We start from the raw sequence: 24,368 nt of genomic DNA, 5'->3' as shown, positions 1-24,368 counted from the left end.
ACATGCAGTCCCCGTCCGCCGGGAACCCAACCGACGGCCAGGCGCTCCAACAGCGCAGTGCCCTCCAACCCTGATTGCCTTTGCACATGGAGCTTTTATGAAATTTCTCGCACCGCTCGCCCTGCTCACCCTTTGCGGCGTCATGGCCGCCCCGGTAATGGCCGAAGAAGACGGCCCGGGCCTGACCGGTTGCGCTGCCAAGAAGCAGGGCATCATCAATCAGATCGAACAGGCCAAGTCGCGCGGCAACCTGGAGCAGCAGGCCGGTCTGGAAACCGCGCTGCGTGAAGTGACCGAGCACTGCACCGACGCCGGGTTGAAGAAAGAACGTGAGAACAAGGTGCTTGAGGCCAGACACGAAGTCAGCCAGCGTCAGGCGGATCTGGATAAAGCCATGAAGAAAGGCGATCCGGAGAAGATCGAAAAGCGCAAGAACAAGCTCGCCGAGTCGCGCAAGGAACTGCAGGAAGCGCTGGACGAAATCGATAAGTAACGGGGCCCCCAGTGGCGAGGGAGCTTGCTCCCGCTCGGCGGCGCAGCCGTCGTAAACCCGTCTCGACCGGTCGCTGCTGAAAAAACCAGGCCGACTGGTTTGGGGCTGCTTCGCAACCCAGCGGGAGCAAGCTCCCTCGCCACAGTATTAATCACCAGCCCATAGATTAATGGTCGCGAAATTCTTTATGGCAAGCGCTGCAGGCCTCTTCAACTTTCTGCACTGCCGGCCCCAGGTTACTGGCCTTGTACGGCTGGACCTGGCTGGCGACCACCAATTCACTGGTGGCTGCTTCAAGGGTGCGGGCCAGGTCCTGAAAACGGGCCTGTTTCTGCCAGACGTCGTCCTTCGCGCTGGTATGGTCTTCTTCACGCACCTGCGGGAAATGCTTCCAGGGTTCATGGGACAACGCATCGAGCCTGACCGCGCCCTCGGCAAACGTCGGCCCGTCGAACGGGATGCGTCCACGCAACATGCCACCGAGGTCTTCGCTGGTCTTGAGCATCTGTTTGAAGATGGCCTTGCGCTGGCCCAGCGGGGAATTCGGATCGACCCCGCCACACGCGGACAAGGTCAGGCAGGCCAGCAATACAACAGCAATTCGTTTGAGAGTCATGGTGGCTTCAGGTCACGGAAATCGGCGGCCAGTATCCTCGGGTCACCGGTAAACACCAATAGCCCTATTAAAAATACGGGTTGTCCGAGCGCATGGAGCACTGGGTCAACCGGCACAGGAATCACTCCATGAACAGCCGCTTCACGGCCTGGCGTCACCCATTGTTTGCCACCCTTCCACTGCTGGCCATTCTCGCCGGCTGCACCGGTGGAGACAGCGCCAAGCCGAAAACCCACGCGCTGGCGACTTACTCCAGCGCCACGTGGGAAGCACTGCCGGCGGTCTCCGACAGCGATCTGGTCGCCGGTTTCGGTTCGTGGCGTAACGCGTGCACGCGACTGAAAGCCGATGCGGTCTGGGGCCCCACCTGCGCAGCAGCGGCCAATGTGCCGCAAGACGCCGATGAAATTCGCGCGTTCCTCAAGCAGAACCTCGATGTCTACGGCCTGCGCGCGGAAAACGACAATCCGAATGGTTTGATCACCGGTTACTACGAACCGGTCTACCCCGGCAGCCTGACGCCAACCGAAACGGCAAACGTCCCGGTGTACGGCGTGCCCGAAGACATGATCATCGTGTCACTGGACAGCATTTATCCCGAACTGAAAGGCAAGCGCCTGCGCGGCCGCCTCGAAGGTCGCGTGCTCAAGCCTTACGATGACGCGGCGACCATTGAGTCAAATGGTGTGAAAGCGCCGGTGGTGGCCTATCTGACCGATCCGATGAACCTGCAATTTCTGCAAATCCAGGGCTCAGGGCGAATTCAGACTCAGGACGGCAAACAGTTGCGCATTGCCTACGCCGACCAGAACGGTCACCCGTATCGCCCGATCGGCCGCTGGCTGGTCGAGCAAGGGGAACTGAAGAAAGAAGACGTGACCATGACCGCGATCAGCAACTGGGCCAAGGCCAATCCTTCGCGCATACCGGAACTGCTCGCCAGCAACCCGAGTTACGTCTTCTTCACCCGCAACCCGGACAGCAACGAAGGCCCGCGCGGTTCGCTGAACGTGCCGCTGACGGCCGGTTACAGCGCCGCGGTGGATCGCAAGGTGATTCCGCTGGGCAGCCTGTTATGGCTGTCGACCACTCGCCCGGATGGCACGCCGCTGGTGCGCCCGGTCGCGGCACAGGACACCGGCGGTGCGATTGCCGGCGAAGTGCGTGCAGACCTGTTCTGGGGCACCGGCGATGCGGCCGGTCAACTGGCCGGAGACATGAAACAGCAAGGGCAGATATGGATGCTCTGGCCTAAAGGCGCGGCGTTGCCGCAAGTGCCGCAGGTGGCTGACAAGCCTTAAAGCAAAAGATCGTCCGAAGGCTCGGGCCGCGTTCGGACGATCTTCCGATCTTGCTTTAATTACATGGACACAAAGAAGAACGAAGCAATCAACCCCATCCCCACCAACCACACCACCGAGCGCAACGCCGCCCAGTCCGCCAGGTAGCAAATGATGTACAGCAGACGGCTGGTGATAAACAGCACCGCCAGCACATTGACCGTCACCAGTTGTGCCGTGCCCACCAGGTGCGCGACGATCACCGCGGTGGCAAACGCCGGCATCACTTCAAAACTGTTGAGTTGCGCCGCATGGGCACGCCGGGCGACGCCGTCGACGCTGTCGAGAAAATCCCGTGGGTCGTAGTTGTCCTTCAGCCGGAAACCACCCGTTGCCTTCGCCACGATCGTGCACACATACGGCAGAAAAATCGCGATCAACACACACCACAGAGCCACCGTCATAACGCCGTCCTTCTTCGAGTTATAGAGAATTGCGGGCCTTCAGAACTTCATCACCAGCATGCCGATCAACACGAGCCCACAGGCTAAGAGCCTTGGCCGGCCGAAAGGTTCTTTGAGGTAGCGCATGCCAAACAGCACCACCAGAATCACGCTGATTTCGCGCAACGCCGCCGCTTCGGCGATCGAACCCAATTGCATCGCCCACAGCACCAGAGCGTAGCTGAACAACACGCAGAATCCGACTGCCAGCCCGAGCTTCCATTGTTCGCGCCAGAACTGCATGAATGCGGGGCGCCTGGCGACCCATGCCAGCAGCGGAAAAGGCCAGGCGCTGAGCAGCGTGACCCACACCAGATAGTCCAGCGGATGCGACCAACGCCGCAGCGCCTGGCCGTCGATGTAGGTGTAGCAGCCGATGCACAAGCCGATCAGCGCCACCACCGGCAGCATTGACCACGGCAAGCGTCCGCCGCCACCGCCCTGCCACAACAGGCAGGCCATGCCGAACGGAATCAGCATGATCCCGAAGATCTGCTGCGTAGTCAGCACCTCACCGGCAAAGATCAACGTCAGCGCCAACACGACCAGCGGGGACAGTCCGCGCATCAACGGGTAAACCAGGCCGAGGTCACCGACCCGGTACGCCTGGATCAACAGATAGCGATACAGCAACTCGAACGCCGCCGAGGCCAGGATCCATGGCCAGATTTCCTGGGGCGGCAGATTCACGAAGGGCAACGCGAGCGAGACAAACAGCAGCGCCACGGTGTCCATGCACGCCACCACCAGCAACCGTTCGGCGCTGAACTTGATCAAGGTATTCCACGCCGCATGCAACAGCGCCGCCACCAACACCAGAGCTGTCGCCAGCACGTTTACGCTCCTTGTTATTGTCATTTAGCCGAATGGTCAGATTATTGATTCGCGATGTGTCAGCAGCTGTTTATACTGCAGCCCACCGCGCCGCACTCAGTTGCACACCCAAAAAATCCAATAAATGCTGCCTGCTCCGCTTTCTCCTCGAAACCGGCCGCCGGCACGCGTATGCCTGATCAAAGCGTCAAGACTACCGACAGAGACCTTGCGCATGCCACTCGCCTTGCTTGCACTGGCTGTTGCCGCCTTCGGCATCGGCACCACTGAATTCGTCATCATGGGCCTGCTGCCCGACGTCGCCCGCGACCTGGCCGTGAGCATTCCTCACGCGGGTCTGCTGATCACCGGTTACGCCCTGGGCGTGGTGTTCGGCGCGCCGATCCTGGCGATTGGCACCGCGAACATGCCGCGCAAAGCGACGCTGTTAGGGATGACGCTGATGTTCATCCTCGGCAACGTGCTCTGTGCACTGGCGCCGAACTACGTAACGCTGATGGCCGCGCGCGTCGTCACAGCGTTGTGCCACGGCGCGTTTTTCGGTATCGGCTCGGTGGTCGCCGCCGGGTTGGTCGCGCCGAACAAACGCGCACAGGCCATTGCGATGATGTTTACCGGCCTGACGTTGGCCAACGTGCTCGGCGTACCGCTGGGCACTGCGCTGGGCCAATACGCTGGCTGGCGCTCGACCTTTTGGGCGGTGTCGGTGATCGGTGTCTTCGCGGCCTTGGCGCAGTGGTTGTGGCTGCCGAAACATATTCCGATGGACAAGGCCAATCTCGCCAGCGAGTTCAAGGTGCTGGGCAAGGCCAACGTGCTGCTGGCGCTGGGCATGAGCGTGCTGGCCTCGACCAGCCTGTTCTGCGTGTTCACTTACATCGCGCCAATTCTGCAGGACATCACCGGTGTCAGCCCCCACGGCGTGACGGTAATGCTGCTGTTGTTCGGCGTCGGGCTGACGGCGGGCAGCATGCTTGGCGGGCGTCTGGCCGATAGCCGTTTGCTGCCGTCGCTAGTGGGTGTAGCGCTGGCGGTCGTGGTGGTTCTGGCGGCGTTCAGCCAGACCAGCCGATCAGTCATACCGGCGGCGATCACGCTGGTGCTGTGGGGGATTTTCGCCTTTGCGCTGTGCCCGATCCTGCAACTGTTGATCATCGATCAGGCTCACGAAGCGCCGAATCTGGGTTCGACCCTGAACCAGAGCGCGTTCAACCTCGGCAACGCGGCGGGTGCCTGGATCGGCGGGCTGGTAGTCGCCAGTGGCGCGGATCTGGCTGACTTGCCTTGGACGGGGGCGCTGGTTGGCGTGCTGACTGTGCTGACGGCGCTGTTGTTTATTTACTTGCAACGCCGTCAGGCGGTTGCGGTCAATGTGTCCGACTGACCTCAGCACTGTTGCCAGGCAACCACCCTGTGGCGAGGGGCTTGCTCCCGCCCGGCGACGCAGTCGTCGCAACCCTCGCCTCCTCGGTACGCCCTGACCCGCCGCGGTTAAAGAGTTTTTGGGGCCGCTTCGCGGCCCAGCGGGAGCAAGCTCCCTCGCCACAGGGGACATCGTGTGTCCTCGACCTGCACCAGCCCATCCAACCTTTGCGTCCTGACTCCGGTCGCGCCCCATTCACCCTCCATCCAAAGGACCCCGGATGCTTGAACTTGTCGCCGCTTTCATCTGCCTCACAACCCTCCTGACCTTCGTCAATTTCCGCTTCATCGGCCTGCCGCCCACTATCGGCGTGATGGTCACCGCACTGCTGTTTTCCCTGCTGTTGCAAGGCCTGAGCGTGCTCGGTTTTCCCGGCCTGGAAGAGCGGGTGCAGCAACTGATCGGCCAGATCGACTTCGGCGATCTGCTGATGAACTGGATGTTGTCATTCCTGCTGTTCGCCGGCGCCTTGCACGTCAATCTCAATGACCTGCGCAGCTACCGCTGGCCGATCGGCCTGCTGGCGACCTTCGGCGTGTTGATCGCTACCGCAGTGATCGGCAGCCTCGCCTATTACATTTTTGCCCTGTTCGGCTGGCACGTGAGCTTCCTGTACTGCCTGCTGTTCGGCGCGCTGATTTCCCCGACCGACCCGATCGCGGTGCTCGGCGTGCTGCGGACTGCGAACGCCTCGAAACCGCTGAAAACCACCATCGTCGGCGAGTCACTGTTCAATGACGGCACTGCGGTCGTTGTGTTTACCGTGTTGCTGGGCATCGCCCAGCTCGGCGAAACCCCTACGTTCGGCGCCACGGCGCTGCTCTTCGCCCACGAGGCCATCGGCGGCGTAGTGTTCGGCGGGCTGATCGGTTACCTCGTTTACCTGATGATCAAAAGCATCGAGCAGCACCAGATTGAAGTGATGCTGACGCTGGCACTGGTGATCGGCGGTTCCGCCATGGCCTCCGAGCTGCACGTCTCGGCGCCGATTGCGATGGTGGTTGCGGGTTTGATCATCGGCAACCTGGGGCGCAATCTGGCGATGAATGATATGACGCGCAAATACCTCGACGGTTTCTGGGAGCTGCTCGATGACATGCTCAACGCGCTGCTGTTTGCGTTGATCGGCATGGAACTGTTGCTGTTGCCGTTCAACTGGCTGCATCTGGCAGCCGCCAGCTTGCTGGCGGTGGCGATTGTGCTGTCGCGCCTGCTCACCGTGGCCCCGGCGATCTTTTTGCTGCGACGCTGGCGCACCGTGCCGCGCGGCACCATCCGGGTGCTGACCTGGGGCGGACTGCGCGGCGGTGTCTCGGTGGCACTGGCGCTGTCGTTACCCCTCGGCGAGCAGCGGGACTTGCTGCTCAGCATCACTTACATCGTGGTGCTGTCGTCAATTCTGGTCCAGGGCCTGACCATCGGCCGCGTGGTACGTGGGGTTACCGGCGGCGAGGACGTCAGCGCTGCCGCCCCGGCGCACTGACCTCCATGGCCGGCGCGCAGCCTGTATCACGACGGGCTGCGCAGTAACTCAAGCAGATGCCGCATCGCCAACGGGCGGTGCGGGGTCGAGCCATGCATGACCACCAATTGTCGTGAATAAAGTTGCCCGCCCCCGACGGGCAATATCCCGATTCCCTCCCTCGGCATTCCTGCCCATTGCGGCAGCAGCGATACCCCCATCCCCTGCGCTACCAGCATAACAATGGTTTCCAGCGCATCCAGCTCACACATGACATCCGGCTCGATCGCCTGCTCATCCAGGTAGCGCTGGGCAATCCGCCCGCCCCACGAACGCGCGTCGTAACGAATGAACGGATGTTCACGCAGCAAGGTGTGCAGCGGCTGCCCGGCGTGCGCGGCCGGGACAACCAGCATCAGCGGCTCGACCTTGAGCACCACCTGAGCCAACGCCTTGGGTGGCTGAAACGGTGGCCGGACCAGAATCGCCGCGTCCAGCTCACCGGCCAGTACTTTCTCGTAAAGACTTTTCGAGTCGCCCGGCGTGATTTTCAGTTTCAGTTGCGGCGCGGACAGGGCCAGTCGCTCGATCAACGCAGGCAAGACGCCGGTCAGCGCCGTGGAGATCGCACCGAGCTTCATCTCTCCTGCCAGCCCGTCATGCTGAAGATCGCTCTGCAGCGCCTGCGCCTGCTCGATGATCGCCCTGATTCTGGGCAGCATCAGCAGGCACCGGTCCGAGGGTCGCGTCGCGTGGGCGGTGCGCAGCAGCAGCGTGCATCCGAGGGTGCGTTCGAGTGTCTGGACGCGCTGACTGATGGCGGCGGCGGTGCGATTTTCCCGCCGTGCAGCCGCCGCAATCGAGCCGCTTTCAACCACGGCAACCAGGCTCTTCAGGAACCGTACATCCATAAGTTTTCCTTTCGCTCAGCACAAGGCGAAGCCGTTTTGCCCCGCCACGCGGCCTGTTTACCCTCAGTGTTCCTTCACTTGGGGACATCACATGAACAGACCCTTTCACGCTGCATACCACGTTTGCGACCTCGCGCAGGCACGGACTTTTTATCGAGATGTGTTGGGCTGCACCGAAGGCCGCAGTACCGAGAGCTGGATCGACTTCGATTTTTTCGGCAATCAGATCTCGCTGCACCTGGGGACACCCTTCGCCACCACACGCACCGGTTACGTTGGCGAACACAAGGTCTTGATGCCGCACATCGGCGTCGTGCTGCCACTGGAGGAATGGCTGGCGCTGTCGGAGCGGCTGACTCGGCTGGGCACGGTTTTCGAGATTCCGCCGGTGATCCGCTTCGCCGGCGAACCCGGCGAGCAGCGCACGATGTTTTTCCTCGACCCGAGTGGCAACCCGCTGGAGATAAAAGGCTTCCAGGACTTCAACGGTCTGTTCGCACACTGAGCTTCCCCAACACACACAAAAACAAAAACAAGGGGCACACCATGACCACTCGCACACCTACCAGCCTTGTCACCCGCATCATGCTCGGGCTGGCAGCAGGCATCATCGTCGGCATCCTTCTCAATCAGTTTCCCGAACACAAGACGTGGTTCATCGACAATCTGTTGCAGCCGGCGGGAGACTTGTTCATCCGCCTGATGAAGATGATCGTCGTACCGCTGGTCTTCGCGTGCATGGTCGTCGGCATCGCCGGGGCGGGCAGCACCAAGGCTCTGGGGCGAGTCGGGATCAAGACACTGGTGTATTTTTTCACCATCACCAGCATTGCCATCGTTTTTGGCCTGGTTATCGGCAACGTGTTCCAGCCCGGTGCCGGCGCAGACTTCAGCAGCACCCTGCAATCACCGGTCACTGGCCTCGCGACGTCCGGCGAAACGCAGAACCTGGGCCGCACCCTGGTCAACATCGTTCCGGACAATATCGTGCTGGCCATGTCTCAGGGCAAACTGCTGTCGGTGCTGTTTTTCGCCATCCTGTTCGGCTGCGCCCTGTCGATGCTGCCCGAGCGGCAAAAGGCTCCGCTGATTGCGGTGATGCAGGCGGTCTCGGACACGATGTTCAAGGTTACGCACCTGGTCATGCACTATTCGCCAATCGGCATCTTCGGTCTGATCGGCGTCACCGTCGCCAGCTTCGGGCTTAGTGCCTTGCTGCCGCTGGCCAAGCTGATCGGCATCACCTACGTCGCGGTGCTGCTGTTCGCATTTGGCGTACTGGGGCTGGTGGCGCGGATTGCCGGCATCCGCTTTTTCCACCTCATCCGGGAGATTCGCAGTGAACTGCTGCTGGCCTACAGCAGCGCCGCGTCGGCGACGGTGATGCCGCAACTGATCGAGAAAATGGAGCGTTATGGCGCGCCGCGTCCGATCACCAGCATGGTCATTCCTCTGGGGTATTCGTTCAACCTGGACGGCGCGTCGCTGTTCGCCGGGTTGGGCACGCTGTTCATTGCCCAGGCGTATGGCATTGATCTGGGGCTGGCCGACCAGGCGATGCTGGTGCTGATCATGGTGCTCACGTCGAAGGGCGCGGCAGGTGTGCCGGGCTTCATGTTCATCATTCTGACGGCGACTCTGACCGCTGCCGGCCTGCCGGTGGAGGGCGTTGCCATCATCGCCGGCGTGTACCGTTTGATGGACATGCCCGTGACGGCGCTCAACGTGCTGGGCAACGCGCTGGCGCCGCTGGTCATCGCGCGCTGGGAGGGTCAGCTCAAGGCCCCTGAAGGCGAGCCGGTTGCAACGCCGGACAGGCCGTCACTCAAGGCCTGAAGCTAGCGGGTCGTCCTGTCGGATGCATCCGCGTGGGGTTTGTCGGTGTCTGGTTTGTCAGGCATGGGCGCCCCGCTCTCGCTGCGGATCTGCGCATGGCTGATCAGGCCAAATATAAAGCTGCCACCGATAATGTTGCCCGCCAGGGTCGGCCCGGCAAACACCGCCCAGAAATCACCCCATGGCAGTTCGCCGGCAAACACCAGATACGACACTTCTGCCGAGCCGACCACGATATGGGTGAAATCGCCGAGCGCCATGAAGTAGGTGATGAGGATGATGATCCACATCTTCGCGCTCTCCATGGACGGAATCATCCAGACCATGGTGGCGATCATCCAGCCGGAGACGATGCCCTTGGCGAACATCTGCCCGGCGCTGTGCTCCATCACCTTGCGGCCGATTTCCAAAAAGGCGTGGTCAGTCTTGCTGTCGAAGATCGGCAACTCGAGCATCACGTAGGCCACCAGAATCGTGCCGCACAGGTTACCGACCAGCACCACCGTCCAGAGGCGGATCAGCCTCCCGAAATTGAGCAGGGTCGGTTTGGTCATGACCGGCAGCACGGCGGTGAGGGTGTTCTCGGTGAACAACTGCTGGCGAGCGAGAATCACCGCCAGAAAGCCTGCGCAGTAGCCAAAACTGGCGATCACCTTGAACTCGTCGCCGTCGGGCAGGCGCGAGTTGAGCAGGCCCATGCCCATCAGCGACAGGCCCATGGTCAGGCCGGCCGCCAGCGCTGACCACCACAGCGCGGCAATACTGCGCTCCAGTTCCTGATCGCCCTGGGCACGAATGATTTCATGCAGAACCGCCGCGCGGGGCGGCTGGTTTTTCTCGATTTCTTTCTTTTCCTGGGTCGACAGGTCTGGGGTCTTGCCGTCAGTGGGGGTGGTCATGGCGTGGGGAACCGTGGGGGGGGCGATTTAGCTACGACCGTTGCGCTTGGGAATACGTTCTGTAGGCGCGGCGCAAATCTCTGGATGCACGCCAATCAAGGGTAGGAGCTGCCGAAGGCTGCGATCTTTTGATTTTGATTTCTAGAAGCAAGATCAAAAGATCGCAGCCTTCGGCAGCTCCTACACATACAGCGCAATCGCTGTGGAAGCGAGCCTGCTCGCGAAGAATACGCCGCCAATCTTATTGGACGGCTTCGTCATCCTTGAACTGATCTTTCACGTACCGGATCTCGGTGCGCCCGTGCGGTGCCGGCAGGCCATCCTCGCCAAGGTTCACGAAGACCATCTTCTCGACCGTCAGAATGCTCTTGCGGGTGATCTTGTTTCGCACTTCGCAGGTCAGGGTGATCGAGGTGCGGCCAAACTCGGTGGCGGTGATGCCCAGTTCGATAATGTCGCCCTGGCGCGAGGCGCTGACGAAGTTGATTTCGGAGATGTACTTGGTGACCACGCGCTGATTGCCCAACTGTACAATGGCGTAGATCGCCGCTTCTTCGTCGATCCAGCGCAGCAGACTGCCGCCGAACAGGGTGCCGTTGGGGTTGAGGTCTTCGGGTTTTACCCATTTGCGGGTGTGGAAATTCATGTTCACTCCTGAGCGCTTGCCGAAAGATGCACCCATCTTGGCAGACTGATCAGTCAGGCTCCAGGCCGCTGCGACTATGGTCGTCATTGGCGATCTTCATCTGGCCGACAGAAACCCTTTGGAAGATCGGCCTGGACGGCTATAATCGCCCCCGTTTCAAAACGGTAACGATCACTTGCTACCGTTTTCCCGCCACCTGTCCGAGGGGCGCTGCAGCAGGTTCGACCTGTCAGGCTCGGATGGGGCGTTGACTGGCCACGGCCAGACACTAAACGCACAACGGCGCCCATTCGCATACATTACGAATGGAGGCTCTTCATGAGCGCTGTTATCACGCCTGCAGATTTTACCGATTACAAAGTTGCCGACATGTCCCTGGCTGCCTGGGGCCGTCGCGAAACCATCATCGCCGAATCGGAAATGCCGGCCCTGATGGGTCTGCGCCGCAAGTACGCCTCCGAGCAGCCGCTCAAGGGCGCAAAAATCCTCGGCTGCATCCACATGACCATTCAGACTGCCGTGCTGATCGAAACCCTGGTTGCCCTGGGTGCCGAAGTGCGCTGGTCGTCGTGCAACATTTTCTCGACCCAGGATCAGGCCGCTGCCGCTATCGCTGCCGCCGGCATCCCGGTTTTCGCCTGGAAAGGCGAGACTGAAGAAGAGTACGAGTGGTGCCTGGAGCAAACCATCCTGAAAGATGGCCAGCCATGGGACGCCAACATGATCCTCGACGACGGCGGCGACCTGACCGAGCTGCTGCACAAGAAATATCCGCAGGTGCTGGACCGCGTTCACGGCGTGACCGAAGAAACCACCACCGGCGTGCACCGTCTGCTGGACATGCTGGCCAAGGGCGAGCTGAAAATCCCGGCCATCAACGTCAACGACTCGGTGACCAAGTCCAAGAACGACAACAAGTACGGCTGCCGTCACAGCCTGAACGACGCGATCAAGCGCGGCACCGACCACCTGCTGTCCGGCAAGCAAGCGCTGGTCATCGGTTACGGTGACGTGGGCAAGGGTTCGGCCCAGTCCCTGCGTCAGGAAGGCATGATCGTTAAGGTTTCCGAAGTCGACCCGATCTGCGCCATGCAGGCCTGCATGGACGGCTTCGAGCTGGTTTCGCCGTTCATCGACGGTATCAACGACGGCTCCGAAGCGAGCATCGACAAAGCGCTGCTGGGCAAGATCGACCTGATCGTGACCACCACCGGCAACGTCAATGTTTGCGACTCGAACATGCTCAAAGCCCTGAAGAAGCGTGCCGTTGTCTGCAATATCGGTCACTTCGACAACGAAATCGACACCGCTTTCATGCGCAAGAACTGGGCATGGGAAGAAGTGAAGCCACAGGTACACAAGATTCACCGTACCGGCCCGGGCGCTTTCGACGCGCAGAACGACGACTACCTGATCCTGCTGGCCGAAGGCCGTCTGGTGAACCTGGGCAACGCCACCGGTCACCCGAGCCGCATCATGGACGGTTCGTTCGCCAACCAGGTTCTGGCGCAGATCTTCCTGTTCGGCCAGAAATACGCTGACCTGTCGCCAGCCCAGAAAGCCGAGCGCCTGACCGTTGAAGTCCTGCCGAAGAAACTCGACGAAGAAGTGGCCCTGGAAATGGTTCGCGGCTTCGGCGGCGTGGTTACCCAACTGACCAAGCAACAGGCTGACTACATCGGTGTCACCGTCGAAGGCCCGTTCAAGCCGCACGCTTACCGCTACTAAGTAACCGGCTGATTTATTTGTTGGAATGGCTTGTTGTGGCGAGGGAGCTTGCTCCCGCTGGGCTGCGGAGCGGCCCCAGGATTTTGGGAGCGCTGCGCACTCCAGCGGGAGCAAGCTCCCTCGCCACATACAAGTTCGCGCCTACAGATGAAACATACCGAAGGCTTTCGTGTTTCCAAGGGTATGACCCATGTCCCAAGACCGTCGCTACAGCTTCGAGTTTTTCCCGACCAAGACCGATGCCGGGCAGGAAAAACTGCTCGCCACGGCCCGTCAGTTGGCCACTTACAACCCTGATTTCTTTTCCTGCACGTACGGCGCTGGCGGTTCGACCCGTGATCGCACCCTCAATACCGTTCTGCAACTGGAAAACGAAGTCAAAGTACCGGCCGCACCGCACCTGTCGTGCGTCGGCGACAGCAAGGACGACTTGCGCGGCCTGCTGAACGAATACAAGGCCGCCGGCATCAAGCGCATCGTCGCCCTGCGTGGCGATCTGCCGTCCGGCATGGGCATGACCAGCGGTGAGCTGCGTCACGCCAATGAGTTGGTTGAATTCATTCGTGAAGAGACCGCCGATCATTTCCACATCGAAGTCGCCGCTTACCCGGAGATGCATCCGCAAGCGCGCAACTACGAAGACGATCTCGCCAACTTCGTGCGCAAGGCCCGCGCCGGCGCCGACAGCGCGATCACCCAGTACTTCTTCAACGCCGACAGCTACTTCTACTTCGTCGACCGTTTGCAGGCGCTGGGCGTGGATCTGCCGATCGTGCCGGGCATCATGCCGATCACTAACTACAGCAAACTCGCGCGTTTCTCAGACGCCTGCGGTGCGGAAATCCCGCGCTGGATCCGCAAGCAACTGGAAGCCTATGGCGATGACACGCAAAGCATTCAGCGCTTTGGCGAACAAGTCGTCAGCGAGATGTGCGAGCGCCTGTTACAGGGCGGCGCGCCGGGGCTGCATTTCTATTCCATGAACCAGGCCGAACCTAGCCTGGCGATCTGGAATAACCTGAAGTTGCCGCGTTGAAGCACTTGTAAGCTTCGAGCAAGATCAAGAGATCGCAGCCTTCGGCAGCTCCTACAGGGGTTGTCACTGCTGCGATTTTTTGCGTTTAGAGCCCCGACACAGAGCTTGTGCAGGCACTTTCTGGCTCTTTCGGGTTTCTCGTCGTAATCTCCAGCCATGCCCCTGATCGCGCAATTATTCGTCGTGCTGGTTTTTGCTTGCCTGAGCTTCGCCGCTCGGGGCGAGAAATTGCGTATTGTCACCGAGCCCTGGGCGCCTTACGTGTACGAAGAGGGTGGCAAGAATCTTGGTCTCGATTACGAAACGACTGCCATCGTGTTCAAGCGTCTGGGCATTGAAGTCGAGTGGCAGTTCCTGCCGTGGAAGCGCTGCCTGTCGATGCTTGAAACCGGTCAGGCCGATGGCGCGCTGGACATCTTTCATAGCGACGAGCGCGACGCCACCCTGCTCTACCCGGGCGAACCGCTGTCGGACGTCGAGTTCGTGATGTTTTACGCCAATGATCGTCCGCACCCGTTCAGCAAACTCGAAGAACTGGAAGGCCTGACCATCGGCACCTCTCCGGGGTATCTGTACAGTCCGGACTTCAGCCAGTCGAATCTGTTTACCCGGGAACCGGCACCGACCCATGAAGCCAACTTCGGCAAACTGGTGCGCGGGCGCATTGACCTGCTGATCACCGATCGCCGCGTCGGCCAGCATTTGCTCGATAAACTGAATATTCGCGATCTGATCACTGAAAACCCAAAAGTCATTAGCCGTCAGAGCCAGTTTCTGGCGGTTAGGCGCAATGCGGGCATGGACTTGCTGGTGCAGCGTTTCGGTGCCGAGCTCAAGCGTTTCAAGCGCGAACCGGCCTACGCCGAGCTGAGCGCACGCTACGGTGCCGCGCCCGCCAGCAGCCCGTCGTTGAGCTCAGCCACGGCCAATGGCAAAACCGTTGAGCAGCAGGAAAGCGGCGCACAGTGATTGCTCTGTTATACTCCGGCGTTCCCGCCAGGCTCACGCCCGGACGCCCGGAACCGTAACAGGCCTCTCGACCCGCTACAGCGCAGCTTTCAGCCCGCGCGAGCGCTCCTGACGTGCCTTCGGAACCGCAGCAGGACCGGACGGGATTGCGTCCTCTTAAACGTGATTCGCGCCAGGCAAGACTCCCATTGGGCCAAGCCCTAACTAAAACAGGATTACTCATGTCCTTTGCTTCCCTCGGTCTCTCCGAGGCTTTAGTCCGCGCCATCGAAGATGCGGGCTATACCGAGCCTACTCCGGTGCAACAGCGGGCCATTCCCGCCGTGTTGCAAGGTCGCGACCTGATGGTTGCGGCTCAGACAGGTACCGGTAAAACCGGCGGTTTCGCCCTTCCGATCCTGGAGCGGTTGTTCCCCAACGGTCACCCGGACAAATCCCAGCGTCATGGCCCGCGCCAACCGCGCGTACTGGTCCTGACCCCGACCCGCGAACTCGCGGCCCAGGTTCACGAGAGCTTCAAGATCTATGCCCGTGACCTGAAATTCGTCAGCGCCTGCATCTTCGGCGGTGTCGGCATGAACCCGCAGGTTCAGGCCATGTCCCGTGGCGTCGACGTCCTCGTCGCCTGCCCGGGTCGCCTGCTCGACCTGTGCGGCCAGGGCAGCGTCGATCTGTCCCACGTTGAGATCCTCGTCCTCGACGAAGCCGACCGCATGCTCGACATGGGTTTTGTGCACGACGTGAAGAAAGTCCTCGCACGCCTGCCGTCCAAGCGTCAGAACCTGCTGTTCTCGGCGACGTTCTCCAAGGACATCACCGACCTTGCCGGCAAGCTGCTGCACAACCCGGAACGCATCGAAGTAACGCCGCCGAACACCACGGTCGAGCGCATCGAGCAGCGCGTGTTCCGTCTGCCGGCCAGCCACAAGCGTGCGCTGCTGGCACACCTGATCACCGCCGGCGCGTGGGAACAGGTGCTGGTGTTCACGCGCACCAAGCACGGTGCCAACCGTCTGGCCGAGTACCTGGACAAGCACGGCCTGCCGGCTGTGGCGATCCACGGCAACAAGAGCCAGAACGCCCGCACCAAGGCATTGGCCGACTTCAAGGCTGGCGAAGTACGCATTCTGGTCGCGACCGACATCGCCGCCCGCGGCCTGGACATCGATCAGTTGCCACACGTGGTCAACTTCGAGCTGCCGAACGTTGATGAAGATTACGTGCACCGTATCGGTCGTACCGGCCGCGCCGGTCGTTCGGGCGAGGCGATTTCGCTGGTCGCGCCGGACGAAGAAAAACTGCTGAAAAGCATCGAGCGCATGACCCGGCAGAAAATCGCCGACGGCGACTTGATGGGCTTCGATTCGAGCACCATCGAAGCCGAGAAGCCGGAAGTGCGTGAGCGTCCGGATGTCCGCAACCCGCGCAATTCCCGTGGCCCGCGCGGCGACGGTCCGAATGGCGGCGGCGGTGGCGGCGGTCGTAAAGACAAGGGCAAGGACAAAGGCAAGGAAAAACCTGCCGGCGACCGTGGCGAGCGCCCTGCCCGCGCGCAGAAACCGCGTGAAGGCACGCCGAGCCGCGAACAGCGTCCGAGCCAGCCACCGCGTGCGGCAGCCGACCGTGCCCCGGACGAGTTCCTGGACGACGAAATCGATAACTTCGGTAACCGCGTTGACTACGTGCCGAAGGCGGCTCCTGCCGGCGGCCGTGGTCGTCGTCCGGGCGCACCGGCACAAGGCGCTGGCAGCGGCGCACCACGCGGCGGTCAGCCGCAAGGTCGGCAGAACGGTCCGCGCAACACCAACGGTTCGAGCACAGGCACCCCGCCCGCCAAGCGCAGCGGCCCTCGCAATGGCGCACCGCGTGACGGTCAGGGTCGTCGTGACGAATCCGCCCCGCGCAACCGCCGCCCGGCCCGTGACGATCAGCCACGTACCGAGCAACCGGCCGTGCAGAACCCGCGCAACAGTGGCCCGAAGATCATGCACAAGGAATCGAAAGCCGACCGCTTCCCGACACCTGAGCAGCTCGATCAACTGCCAAGCCGTCCGCGTGGCGAGAAACCAGCGTTGCTGACCCGCAATCGCTGAGTTAATGCTGCAATGAAAAATGCCCCGGTTCGAAAGAGCCGGGGCATTTTTTATGTGGCGGCGAAATTTATTTCGCTTTTACACCTTCAAACGTTACATACAGCTCGACAGCATCGGACTTCGGACCGAGGTCTTTCTGCTTGCCGAAATCGGAACGCTTGATGGTGGTAGTGCCTTCAAAGCCGGCACGGTAGCCGCCCCATGGATCCTTGCCTTCGCCCAGGAAAGTCGCCTTGACGACGACTGGCTTGGTCACGCCCAGCAGGGTCAGGTCGCCGGTCACGTCAGCGGTGTTGGCACCGGTGGATTTGACGCTGGTGGAAACGAAGGTGGCCTTACCGAATTTGCTGGCGTTGAGGAAGTCAGCACTGGCGATGTGCTTGTCGCGCTCGGCGTGGTTGGTGAACACGCTGGCGGTGTTCACGTTGAACTCGATCTTGCTGTCTTCAGGCTTGGCAGCGTCGAAGCTGAACTTGCCGTCGATGTCCTTGAAGGTACCGGTGATGAAGCTGTAGCCCAGGTGGCTGATCTTGAAGTCGACGAAGGCGTGCTGGCCTTCCTTGTCTACTACATAGTCAGCAGCCATTACGTTGGCGGACAGCACGGCAGAACCGATTGCCAGAGCGGCCAGAGTCTTTTTCAACATGCTTTCTTTTCCTTTGAGTCGAGGTTGAATTTCAGGCTTTGCGACCGAGCATTCGAGTGAGGGTCGCATCACGATCGATAAAGTGGTGCTTCAATGCTGCCAACGCATGGAGACCGGAAAAAATTACCAGTGCCCATGCCAGCCAGAGATGAATCACCCCAGCGGTATCTGCCTGATCCGGTAGTCCGGAGAGCAGTGCAGGAACTTCAAACAGGCCAAACACCGGGATCCCGACACCGTCTGCGGTGGAAATCAGGTAACCGGCAATCATCACAGCGAACAACGCAAGGTAGAGAAACCCGTGGCCAAATTTTGCGCCGATGCGGGTCATGCGGCTGTAGCTTTGCAGCGTGGGCGGCGGCGGGCTGATGAAACGCCACAGCACCCGCAACACCATCACACCGAGCAGCACCAGACCAATGCTTTTGTGCAGGTCCGGCGCGTCTTTGCGCCAGGTGCTGTAGTAATCCAGGCCGACCATCCACAGTCCCAGCGCAAACAATCCGAAGACTGCCAGCGCAACAATCCAGTGCGTGACGATGCTGACCCAACCATAGCGCGAAGAAGAGTTACGTAGCTGCATTGCCCAAATCCTGTGAGAACTGCGAACCAAGACTAGCGAGTTATCTATCGAATTAAAGCGGAAAATTTTGCTTTGAAATATCGAGAAATACGATCAAGAGTCTGGAAGTGGCGTGTTAAGGAAAGATTAAAGGAGAAATTGTGGCGGGATGTTAGGTAGCAGATCCTGGTGATGCGCTGTTTGGTCAGGCCTCATCGCGGGCAAGCCCGCTCCCACAGTGGTCGGTGGCGGGCACAAATTCTGCGTTCGCCGCAAACCCTGTGGGAGCGGGCTTGCCCGGGATGAGGCCCCTACAGGCAAAAAAAAACGCGGCATAAGCGCCGCGCTTCTTCATTCACCGCAAGGCTTCACTGCGCCTTGGTCTCGGTCGTTGCCGCAGGCTTGGCCACTGGCTTCTTCGCCGGTTCAGCCTTTTTTGCCGCCGGTTTGGCCGCTGGCTTTTTCGCTTCGGTTTTCGCCGCAGGCTTTTTCGCGGCTGGCTTGGCTGCCGCCTTCTTCGCAGGCTCGACTTTCGCTGGGGCTGCTGGCTTCGGCGCTTCCACCGGAGCGGGTGCCGGAGCCGGTGCAGGCGCCGGGGTGACTGGCGCTGGAGCGGGTTCCGAGGCTTTCACCGGCTCAGGCTTCTTCTCGTCATCGGAACCACCGAACAGATTGCTGAAGAAGTTGCCTTTCTTCGCCGCCGCAGCACCCGCCGCGCCTGCTGCCGCTGCAGCCGGGACCACTTTGGCCGGTTCGAAGGATTTGCCCGCTGCCAGGTCTTCAACCTGACTGGCCGCACGCTGGCCGGTGCGCAGTGCGCCTTCCAGCGTGCCCGGGTACAAGGTGTCGGTGTGTTCGCCGGCGAACGCTACGCGTTGCAGCGGACGTTCCCACAGTCGCCAAAACTTGCTGATCTGGCCCGGGCCGTAAGCCAGGTAGGCGCCGCCCATCGACGGGTCGGTGCTGTAGCGACGGATTTCATAACCGGTGAACGAGCCACGGGCCTGTGGGTAAAACGCGTGCATGCGGATCAGCACCTGATCGACCATTTGCTTGTCGCCGAACGCCTGCATCACACGGGCGTTGTCGCCGGACAGGTTGATCACCACGTTGGCGCCGCCCTTGAGCGCCGGCTCGATCCAGAGCATCCCCAGACCGGTGTTGCTGTAGATCTCACCGGACATGCGCGACTTGCTTTCCCACACGGGCGTCTTGAACTTCAGCATGATCTGGTCGCGCCAGCCGTAGTTGGTGCCTTTGATCGCCGCCAGATGCTGGGCATCCAGTGCCGGCGTCAGGGCGATCTTGTTCAACGCCCGCAGCGGCACGGCCAGTACCACGTAGTCCGCCTGGTAACCGACACTGCCGACCTTGACGGTCACGCCGTCCTTGTCCTGACTGATCGCGGACACCGGCGAACTGGTCTTGATGGTCTTGATCTGTTTGACGAAGGCCTGGGCCAGCACCTGGCTGCCACCGACCAGACGCGAAGCGCGCAGGTCGCGGTCGGAGACGCCGCGATAGACGCGGTTCTGCTGAGCGAAATACAACAACGACAGACGCGAAGGTTCGTCGTAGTGGGTGCGAATGTCCTGGTTGATCAGCTGACGCGCCGTGGCCGGCAGGTTCTGCTTGTCGAGCCAGCTCGATACGGTGATCTGATCCAGCGCGTGCAGAGTGCTGGTTGCCGCCGGGTTCTGCGGATCGTCAATCGAGCGCGCCAGATCGTCGAGGGTTTTCTGGTAGCGCTTGATCGCATCGGCGGTGGCTGGCTGCTTGGTGGCCAGATCGGCGGCGGAAAAGTAATCGCCGTCGATCAGATAGCCCGGCGTGCGCACGAATTCCGGCGCCGGCGTGGTGCCAAGCTTGAAGGTCGAGACGTACTTGTTCAGCACCGGCTGCGTCTTGTCGTTGCCGATCCACTCGCTGGTGGCCATGCCCGAGCGACCGCCCAGGCTCGGTTTGGCTTCCAGCAGCGTGACCTGCCAGCCTTTGTTCTGCAGCTCGTAAGCGGCCGTCAGGCCCGACAGGCCGCCCCCGATCACGATTGCGGTTTTATCCTTGGCCAGCGCCGTAACGCTGAACAGCCCCAACATCACCAGCGCACAGGCGCGCAGCCAACCGACAGACATTCAGCGAACTCCGGAAAAAACACGTAGGAAAAAGCAATTTTGCGAGTCAGACGACCCAAATAACCGCGAAGAATACGTTAGCCATCAAAACGCCGCCAGCGACGTCTATCGGCTCAGACAAAGTAGCTCAATCGACACAATGGGTTGTTCCCGCGCGACGCATTGCATAGGCTTGCGCGATTGTTCGCCCGCGCCTGACGCGAGCCGCCTCGAGGAGACTGTAAATGGGCCTGAATAACCAGTGGATGCAACGCGATCTTGCGGTGTTGTGGCATCCCTGCACCCAGATGAAAGACCACGAACAGCTGCCGCTGATCCCGATCAAGCGCGGCGAAGGCGTCTGGCTCGAAGACTTCGAAGGCAAGCGTTACCTCGACGCGGTCAGCTCGTGGTGGGTCAATGTGTTCGGCCATGCCAATCCGAGAATCAACCAGCGCATCAAGGATCAGGTCGATCAACTCGAGCACGTGATCCTCGCCGGCTTCAGCCATCAACCGGTGATCGAGTTGTCCGAGCGTCTGGTGAAAATGACGCCCGAAGGCCTGAACCGGGTGTTCTATGCCGATAACGGCTCGTCCTGCATCGAAGTCGCGCTGAAGATGAGCTTTCACTACTGGCTCAATCGCGGCCAGCCAAACAAGAAGCGCTTCGTCACCCTGACCAACAGTTACCACGGCGAAACCATGGCGGCGATGGCGGTCGGCGACGTGCCGCTGTTTACCGAAACCTACAAAGCGCTGCTGATGGACACCATCAAGGTGCCGAGCCCCGATTGCTATCACCGCCCGCACGGCATGAGTTGGGAAGAGCATTCGCGCAACATGTTCGCGGCCATGGAACAGACCCTGGCCGAGAATCATGACAGCGTCGCGGCAGTCATTGTCGAGCCGTTGATTCAGGGCGCGGGCGGCATGCGCATGTATCACCCGGTTTACCTCAAACTGTTGCGCGAGGCTTGCGATCGCTACGGCGTGCATCTGATCCACGATGAAATCGCCGTCGGTTTCGGGCGCACCGGGACGATGTTCGCCTGCGAACAGGCCGGCATCCGTCCGGACTTCCTCTGCCTGTCCAAAGCCCTGACCGGCGGCTACCTGCCGCTGGCGGCGTGCCTGACCACTGACGATGTCTACAGCGCGTTTTACGACGACTATCCGACCCTGCGCGCCTTCCTCCATTCGCACAGCTACACCGGCAACCCGCTGGCCTGCGCGGCGGCATTAGCGACGCTGGATATCTTTGAGCAGGACAACGTGATCGAGAACAACAAGGCGCTCGCTCAGCGCATGGCCTCGGCGACGGCGCATCTGGTCGATCATCCGAACGTGTCCGAAGTGCGTCAGACCGGCATGGTGCTGGCAATCGAGATGGTCAAGGATAAAGCCACGAAAGAAGCCTACCCCTGGCAGGAGCGTCGCGGTTTGAAGGTCTTCCAGCATGCGCTGGAACGTGGCGCCCTGCTGCGCCCGCTGGGCAGCGTGGTGTATTTCCTGCCGCCCTATGTGATCACCTCCGAGCAGATCGACTTTCTCGCCGAAGTCGCCAGCGAAGGCATCGACATTGCGACGCGTGAGAACGTCAGCGTGGCGGTGCCGAAGGATTTTCACCCCGGTTTCCGTGATCCGGGCTGATTCGCCTTGCTTGAGATTTGCGGCGGCTGGACTGCCGCTTTCGCGAGCAGGCTCGCTCCCACAGGGGAATGCATTTCAAGTGTGGGAGCGAGCCTGCTCGCGAATGAAGTAGACACCGATCCAACTGATTCATATCTTTCCAGAGACCCGAAATGAGACTGTCCCGCTTCTTTATCGACGCCCCGCTCAGCACCGGCGAACACGAACTGCCGGAAGCCCAGGCGCATTACATCAGCCGCGTGCTGCGCATGGCCGAGGGCGATGCGGTGCAGTTGTTTGACGGCTCAGGCCATGAGTTTCGCGGATCGCTGGTCGACGTTGGCAAGAAACGCGTGCTGGTGCAGATCGACGAGCAATTCGCCGGTCAGGTTGAATCGCCGCTGCATATCCACTTGGGCCAGGGTCTGTCCCGTGGCGAGCGCATGGACTGGGCGATTCAGAAGGCTACCGAGCTGGGCGTGACGCAAATCACCCCGATCTTTACTGATCGCTGTGAAGTCCGTCTGAAGGACGAACGCGCCGACAAGCGTCTGATGCACTGGCGTCAGGTCGCGATCAGCGCCTGTGAACAATGTGGTCGTTCGCGGGTGCCGGTGATTCATCCGCCGGTATTGCTGGCGGACTGGATCAAGCAGACCGAAGCCGAGTTGAAACTGGTGCTGCACCCGGTGGCCGAGCCGCTGGTGAGTCACGCCAAACCGGCAACGCTGGCGTTCCTGATCGGGCCTGAAGGTGGTTTGTCGGATGCCGAAGTCGAGCAGGCCAGGGGCAACGGCTTCCACGCCGCCCGCCTCGGCCCGCGTGTGTTGCGCACCGAAACGGCGCCGGTGGTGGCGCTGGCGGTAGCGCAGCAGCTTTGGGGTGATTTCTAAGACCCAAATCTTTTATTCCGATCGTTCCCACGCTCCGCGTGGTAACGCCGCCTGTGACGCTCTGCGTCACGCCGTTTGGGACGCGGAGCGTCCCGGGCTGCATTCCCACGCGGAGCGTGGGAACGGTCAGTCACAGGGACTGCGTTTACAAGACATAAAACAGAATCGCCACAAAGTGCAGCAGGCTTCCGGCAATCACGAACAGGTGCCAGATCCCGTGTGCATGGCGCAGCCGGTGGTCGAGGGCGAAAAAGATAATCCCCACGGTGTACAACACACCGCCCGAGGCCAGCCAGGTGAAGCCGGCTGTGCCCAGCGCAGCAATCAATGGCTTGACCGCCACCAGCACGATCCAGCCCATCACCGCATAAATCACGATCGACAGAATCCGCGCCTCGGAGCGCGGTTTGATTTCCTGCAGGATGCCGATCAGCGCCAGCCCCCAGACAATCCCGAACAGCGTCCAGCCCCACGGCCCGCGCAGCGTCACCAGGCAAAATGGCGTGTAACTGCCGGCAATCAGCAGGTAGATCGAAAAGTGATCGACCTTCTTCATGATTGCCTTCTTGCGCCCGCGCACGCTGTGGTACACGGTCGAGGCGCTGTAGAGCACCAGCAAGGTGAACGCGTAAATTGCCACGCTGACGATTTTCCATGGACTGCCGTCAAGACAGGCAATCACCAGCATCCACACCCCGCCAATAAACGCCGCTACCGCCCCGACCAAATGGGTCCAGGCGTTAAGTTTTTCCCCGTGATACATGTATCGCACACCTCATATTCATTACCGCAGCGCGCAAGGCTCGGGCCTCGAGCGTAAAAGCGCAAGTTTGCGTTAGCACGATCCCCTGCAGGAGCTGCCGAAGGCTGCGATCTTTTGCGCTTGCGTGCACAATCGGCGCATTCCAAAAAGAGTTCGCGCCATGCTGATCGACGAAGAATTGACCCTGAAAAAACTCGAGGTGTTCCTCGCCTTCATGCGCACCGGCAACCTTGCCCGCGCCGCCGCCGAATTGCAGACCAGCAACGTCAGCGTGCACCGCGCGATCCATTCACTGGAGAGCGCCCTGCGCTGCCCGCTGTTCAAACACGAAGGGCGCAACCTGACGCCGCTGGAAAGCGCTTATGTGCTGGAAGAGCGCGCGCAGAAGTTGATCAATGACGTGGTCGAAAGCGTGCGCCTGACCCGCGAGGCCGCCGGGTTCTCCGCCGAACGCTTCAAGCTCGGCTCGCTGTATTCGCTGACGGTCAAAACCGTCCCGCAACTGATCATGGGCCTGAAGATCCGCCGCAGCGAACTCAACATCGACCTGATTCTCGGTTCCAATATCGACCTGCTCTACAAGCTGAAGAACATGGAAGTCGACGCGATTCTGGTGTCGCTGGACGACAGCATCAACGACCCGGATTGCGAGCAGATCGCGCTGTTTTCCGACGACATCTTCCTCGCCACCCCGGCGGATTCAAAGTTTGCCCAGTGCAGTGAAGTGGACCTGGCGCAAGTGCGTGATGAAACCTTCATCACCCTGACCCAGGGTTTTGCGACGCACCAGGACGGTATTCGAGTGTTCAGGCAGGCGGGGTTCGAGCCGAAGGTGGCGATGCAGGTGAACGACATTTTTACCCTGCTGAGCATGGTCAGCTCGGGCGTGGGTTATGCGCTGCTGCCGGGACGGATTGCGGCGGTGTACGAAAATCGGGTGAAGCTGATTCCGTTGCAGGAGAAGTACCGGTTGCAGCAGCACATTGGCGTAGTGTTTCTGAAGGCCAAGGAGAGGGACCCGAATCTGCTCGCG

23 protein-coding genes and 1 riboswitch are annotated in these 24,368 nt (G+C 60.8%); of the genes, 13 read left to right on the top strand and 10 right to left on the bottom strand.

Going from position 1 to position 24,368, the window contains the following annotated elements; genetic code table 11:
* Positions 1-97 precede the first annotated feature (97 nt).
* Positions 98-493 carry a DUF1090 domain-containing protein gene (locus HU727_RS23215; protein ID WP_186533009.1) on the top strand — a complete coding sequence of 132 codons (396 nt, stop codon included), beginning with the start codon at positions 98-100 and terminating at the stop codon, positions 491-493.
* A gap of 166 nt (positions 494-659) precedes the next feature.
* Here the strand turns inward: HU727_RS23215 and HU727_RS23210 are convergent, their stop codons facing one another.
* Positions 660-1,109: a c-type cytochrome gene (locus HU727_RS23210; RefSeq protein ID WP_186533010.1), complete on the bottom strand. Its 450-nt coding sequence runs from the start codon at positions 1,107-1,109 to the stop codon at positions 660-662.
* 128 nt (positions 1,110-1,237) lie between these two features.
* Between HU727_RS23210 and mltA the strand changes: the two genes are divergently transcribed.
* On the top strand, positions 1,238-2,410 hold the full coding sequence (gene mltA, locus HU727_RS23205) for a murein transglycosylase A (RefSeq protein ID WP_186533011.1): 1,173 nt from the start codon (positions 1,238-1,240) through the stop codon (positions 2,408-2,410).
* A 59-nt stretch (positions 2,411-2,469) separates the two neighbouring features.
* On the opposite strand, the gene HU727_RS23200 is transcribed toward mltA, so the two are convergent.
* Both HU727_RS23200 and HU727_RS23195 read right to left on the bottom strand, forming a co-directional pair.
* Positions 2,470-2,853 carry an MAPEG family protein gene (locus HU727_RS23200; protein ID WP_186533012.1) on the bottom strand — a complete coding sequence of 128 codons (384 nt, stop codon included), beginning with the start codon at positions 2,851-2,853 and terminating at the stop codon, positions 2,470-2,472.
* Positions 2,854-2,892: 39 nt separating this feature from the next.
* Positions 2,893-3,726 (bottom strand): EamA family transporter, encoded by an 834-nt coding sequence (locus HU727_RS23195; RefSeq protein WP_186533013.1) that lies wholly within the window; start codon positions 3,724-3,726, stop codon positions 2,893-2,895.
* 214 nt (positions 3,727-3,940) lie between these two features.
* On the opposite strand from HU727_RS23195, the gene HU727_RS23190 reads away from it, so the two are divergent.
* Positions 3,941-5,110, top strand: a complete 1,170-nt coding sequence (locus HU727_RS23190; protein WP_186533014.1) for an MFS transporter — start codon at positions 3,941-3,943, stop codon at positions 5,108-5,110.
* Positions 5,111-5,369: 259 nt separating this feature from the next.
* Complete coding sequence (locus HU727_RS23185; protein ID WP_186533015.1) at positions 5,370-6,632, top strand: cation:proton antiporter; 1,263 nt, start codon at positions 5,370-5,372, stop codon at positions 6,630-6,632.
* 26 nt (positions 6,633-6,658) lie between these two features.
* Here the strand turns inward: HU727_RS23185 and HU727_RS23180 are convergent, their stop codons facing one another.
* Positions 6,659-7,522, bottom strand: a complete 864-nt coding sequence (locus tag HU727_RS23180) for a LysR family transcriptional regulator (RefSeq protein ID WP_186533016.1) — start codon at positions 7,520-7,522, stop codon at positions 6,659-6,661.
* 91 nt (positions 7,523-7,613) lie between these two features.
* Between HU727_RS23180 and HU727_RS23175 the strand changes: the two genes are divergently transcribed.
* Together HU727_RS23175 and HU727_RS23170 are read left to right on the top strand one after the other, a co-directional pair.
* A complete protein-coding gene (locus HU727_RS23175; protein WP_186533017.1) occupies positions 7,614-8,027 on the top strand; it encodes a VOC family protein in 414 nt (137 codons plus the stop codon).
* 41 nt (positions 8,028-8,068) lie between these two features.
* A complete protein-coding gene (locus HU727_RS23170) occupies positions 8,069-9,358 on the top strand; it encodes a cation:dicarboxylate symporter family transporter (protein ID WP_225919889.1) in 1,290 nt (429 codons plus the stop codon).
* Positions 9,359-9,360: 2 nt separating this feature from the next.
* On the opposite strand, the gene HU727_RS23165 is transcribed toward HU727_RS23170, so the two are convergent.
* Both HU727_RS23165 and HU727_RS23160 read right to left on the bottom strand, forming a co-directional pair.
* Entirely contained in the window at positions 9,361-10,257 is an 897-nt protein-coding gene (locus HU727_RS23165; protein ID WP_225919888.1) for a formate/nitrite transporter family protein, read from the bottom strand.
* A 241-nt stretch (positions 10,258-10,498) separates the two neighbouring features.
* Positions 10,499-10,903, bottom strand: a complete 405-nt coding sequence (locus HU727_RS23160) for an acyl-CoA thioesterase (RefSeq protein WP_042561508.1) — start codon at positions 10,901-10,903, stop codon at positions 10,499-10,501.
* 196 nt (positions 10,904-11,099) lie between these two features.
* Positions 11,100-11,198, top strand: a riboswitch (S-adenosyl-L-homocysteine riboswitch).
* Positions 11,199-11,221: 23 nt separating this feature from the next.
* Between HU727_RS23160 and ahcY the strand changes: the two genes are divergently transcribed.
* From ahcY to rhlE2, 4 genes are all read left to right on the top strand, one after another.
* Complete coding sequence (ahcY, locus tag HU727_RS23155) at positions 11,222-12,631, top strand: adenosylhomocysteinase (RefSeq protein WP_186533018.1); 1,410 nt, start codon at positions 11,222-11,224, stop codon at positions 12,629-12,631.
* Between the two features lie 190 nt (positions 12,632-12,821).
* Positions 12,822-13,667 (top strand): methylenetetrahydrofolate reductase [NAD(P)H], encoded by an 846-nt coding sequence (gene metF, locus HU727_RS23150; RefSeq protein WP_186533019.1) that lies wholly within the window; start codon positions 12,822-12,824, stop codon positions 13,665-13,667.
* Between the two features lie 156 nt (positions 13,668-13,823).
* Positions 13,824-14,636 carry a substrate-binding periplasmic protein gene (locus tag HU727_RS23145; protein ID WP_186533020.1) on the top strand — a complete coding sequence of 271 codons (813 nt, stop codon included), beginning with the start codon at positions 13,824-13,826 and terminating at the stop codon, positions 14,634-14,636.
* 221 nt (positions 14,637-14,857) lie between these two features.
* Positions 14,858-16,729, top strand: a complete 1,872-nt coding sequence (gene rhlE2 / locus HU727_RS23140; protein ID WP_186533021.1) for an RNA helicase RhlE2 — start codon at positions 14,858-14,860, stop codon at positions 16,727-16,729.
* Between the two features lie 67 nt (positions 16,730-16,796).
* Here the strand turns inward: rhlE2 and HU727_RS23135 are convergent, their stop codons facing one another.
* The 3 genes from HU727_RS23135 to HU727_RS23125 all read right to left on the bottom strand — a co-directional run bounded on the left by HU727_RS23135 (position 16,797) and on the right by HU727_RS23125 (position 20,069).
* Complete coding sequence (locus HU727_RS23135) at positions 16,797-17,375, bottom strand: YceI family protein (RefSeq protein ID WP_186533022.1); 579 nt, start codon at positions 17,373-17,375, stop codon at positions 16,797-16,799.
* A gap of 31 nt (positions 17,376-17,406) precedes the next feature.
* On the bottom strand, positions 17,407-17,958 hold the full coding sequence (locus tag HU727_RS23130) for a cytochrome b (protein WP_186533023.1): 552 nt from the start codon (positions 17,956-17,958) through the stop codon (positions 17,407-17,409).
* Positions 17,959-18,305: 347 nt separating this feature from the next.
* Positions 18,306-20,069 (bottom strand): flavin monoamine oxidase family protein, encoded by a 1,764-nt coding sequence (locus HU727_RS23125; protein ID WP_186533024.1) that lies wholly within the window; start codon positions 20,067-20,069, stop codon positions 18,306-18,308.
* A 224-nt stretch (positions 20,070-20,293) separates the two neighbouring features.
* Here HU727_RS23125 and HU727_RS23120 point away from each other — a divergent pair, with 224 nt between their 5' ends.
* Both HU727_RS23120 and HU727_RS23115 read left to right on the top strand, forming a co-directional pair.
* Positions 20,294-21,700, top strand: coding sequence for an adenosylmethionine--8-amino-7-oxononanoate transaminase (locus HU727_RS23120; RefSeq protein WP_186533025.1), 1,407 nt, complete (start codon positions 20,294-20,296; stop codon positions 21,698-21,700).
* A gap of 152 nt (positions 21,701-21,852) precedes the next feature.
* Complete coding sequence (locus HU727_RS23115) at positions 21,853-22,572, top strand: 16S rRNA (uracil(1498)-N(3))-methyltransferase (RefSeq protein WP_186533026.1); 720 nt, start codon at positions 21,853-21,855, stop codon at positions 22,570-22,572.
* Between the two features lie 145 nt (positions 22,573-22,717).
* Here HU727_RS23115 and trhA read toward each other — a convergent pair whose 3' ends face one another.
* Positions 22,718-23,335 (bottom strand): PAQR family membrane homeostasis protein TrhA, encoded by a 618-nt coding sequence (trhA, locus tag HU727_RS23110; RefSeq protein WP_186533027.1) that lies wholly within the window; start codon positions 23,333-23,335, stop codon positions 22,718-22,720.
* A 160-nt stretch (positions 23,336-23,495) separates the two neighbouring features.
* Between trhA and HU727_RS23105 the strand changes: the two genes are divergently transcribed.
* Positions 23,496-24,368: LysR family transcriptional regulator (locus HU727_RS23105; protein ID WP_186533028.1), on the top strand; the 873-nt coding region annotated here is incomplete at its 3' end.

The organism is Pseudomonas khorasanensis (genome assembly GCF_014268505.2).
Taxonomy (GTDB): Bacteria; Pseudomonadota; Gammaproteobacteria; order Pseudomonadales; family Pseudomonadaceae; genus Aquipseudomonas; species Aquipseudomonas khorasanensis.
The sequence above is the reverse complement of the archived record's forward strand: the minus strand, read 5'-3'. Positions and strand labels throughout refer to the sequence as shown.

Excerpts from the sequence above, each read along its gene's own strand:
- HU727_RS23215 (WP_186533009.1), top strand. The coding sequence starts at position 98 with ATGAAATTTCTCGCACCGCTCGCCCTGCTCACCCTTTGCGGCGTCATG.
- HU727_RS23210 (WP_186533010.1), bottom strand. The coding sequence starts at position 1,109 with ATGACTCTCAAACGAATTGCTGTTGTATTGCTGGCCTGCCTGACCTTG.
- mltA (WP_186533011.1), top strand. The coding sequence starts at position 1,238 with ATGAACAGCCGCTTCACGGCCTGGCGTCACCCATTGTTTGCCACCCTT.
- HU727_RS23200 (WP_186533012.1), bottom strand. The coding sequence starts at position 2,853 with ATGACGGTGGCTCTGTGGTGTGTGTTGATCGCGATTTTTCTGCCGTAT.
- HU727_RS23190 (WP_186533014.1), top strand. The coding sequence starts at position 3,941 with ATGCCACTCGCCTTGCTTGCACTGGCTGTTGCCGCCTTCGGCATCGGC.
- HU727_RS23185 (WP_186533015.1), top strand. The coding sequence starts at position 5,370 with ATGCTTGAACTTGTCGCCGCTTTCATCTGCCTCACAACCCTCCTGACC.
- HU727_RS23180 (WP_186533016.1), bottom strand. The coding sequence starts at position 7,522 with ATGGATGTACGGTTCCTGAAGAGCCTGGTTGCCGTGGTTGAAAGCGGC.
- HU727_RS23175 (WP_186533017.1), top strand. The coding sequence starts at position 7,614 with ATGAACAGACCCTTTCACGCTGCATACCACGTTTGCGACCTCGCGCAG.
- HU727_RS23170 (WP_225919889.1), top strand. The coding sequence starts at position 8,069 with ATGACCACTCGCACACCTACCAGCCTTGTCACCCGCATCATGCTCGGG.
- HU727_RS23165 (WP_225919888.1), bottom strand. The coding sequence starts at position 10,257 with ATGACCACCCCCACTGACGGCAAGACCCCAGACCTGTCGACCCAGGAA.
- HU727_RS23160 (WP_042561508.1), bottom strand. The coding sequence starts at position 10,903 with ATGAATTTCCACACCCGCAAATGGGTAAAACCCGAAGACCTCAACCCC.
- ahcY (WP_186533018.1), top strand. The coding sequence starts at position 11,222 with ATGAGCGCTGTTATCACGCCTGCAGATTTTACCGATTACAAAGTTGCC.
- metF (WP_186533019.1), top strand. The coding sequence starts at position 12,822 with ATGTCCCAAGACCGTCGCTACAGCTTCGAGTTTTTCCCGACCAAGACC.
- HU727_RS23145 (WP_186533020.1), top strand. The coding sequence starts at position 13,824 with ATGCCCCTGATCGCGCAATTATTCGTCGTGCTGGTTTTTGCTTGCCTG.
- rhlE2 (WP_186533021.1), top strand. The coding sequence starts at position 14,858 with ATGTCCTTTGCTTCCCTCGGTCTCTCCGAGGCTTTAGTCCGCGCCATC.
- HU727_RS23135 (WP_186533022.1), bottom strand. The coding sequence starts at position 17,375 with ATGTTGAAAAAGACTCTGGCCGCTCTGGCAATCGGTTCTGCCGTGCTG.
- HU727_RS23130 (WP_186533023.1), bottom strand. The coding sequence starts at position 17,958 with ATGCAGCTACGTAACTCTTCTTCGCGCTATGGTTGGGTCAGCATCGTC.
- HU727_RS23125 (WP_186533024.1), bottom strand. The coding sequence starts at position 20,069 with ATGTCTGTCGGTTGGCTGCGCGCCTGTGCGCTGGTGATGTTGGGGCTG.
- HU727_RS23120 (WP_186533025.1), top strand. The coding sequence starts at position 20,294 with ATGGGCCTGAATAACCAGTGGATGCAACGCGATCTTGCGGTGTTGTGG.
- HU727_RS23115 (WP_186533026.1), top strand. The coding sequence starts at position 21,853 with ATGAGACTGTCCCGCTTCTTTATCGACGCCCCGCTCAGCACCGGCGAA.
- trhA (WP_186533027.1), bottom strand. The coding sequence starts at position 23,335 with ATGTATCACGGGGAAAAACTTAACGCCTGGACCCATTTGGTCGGGGCG.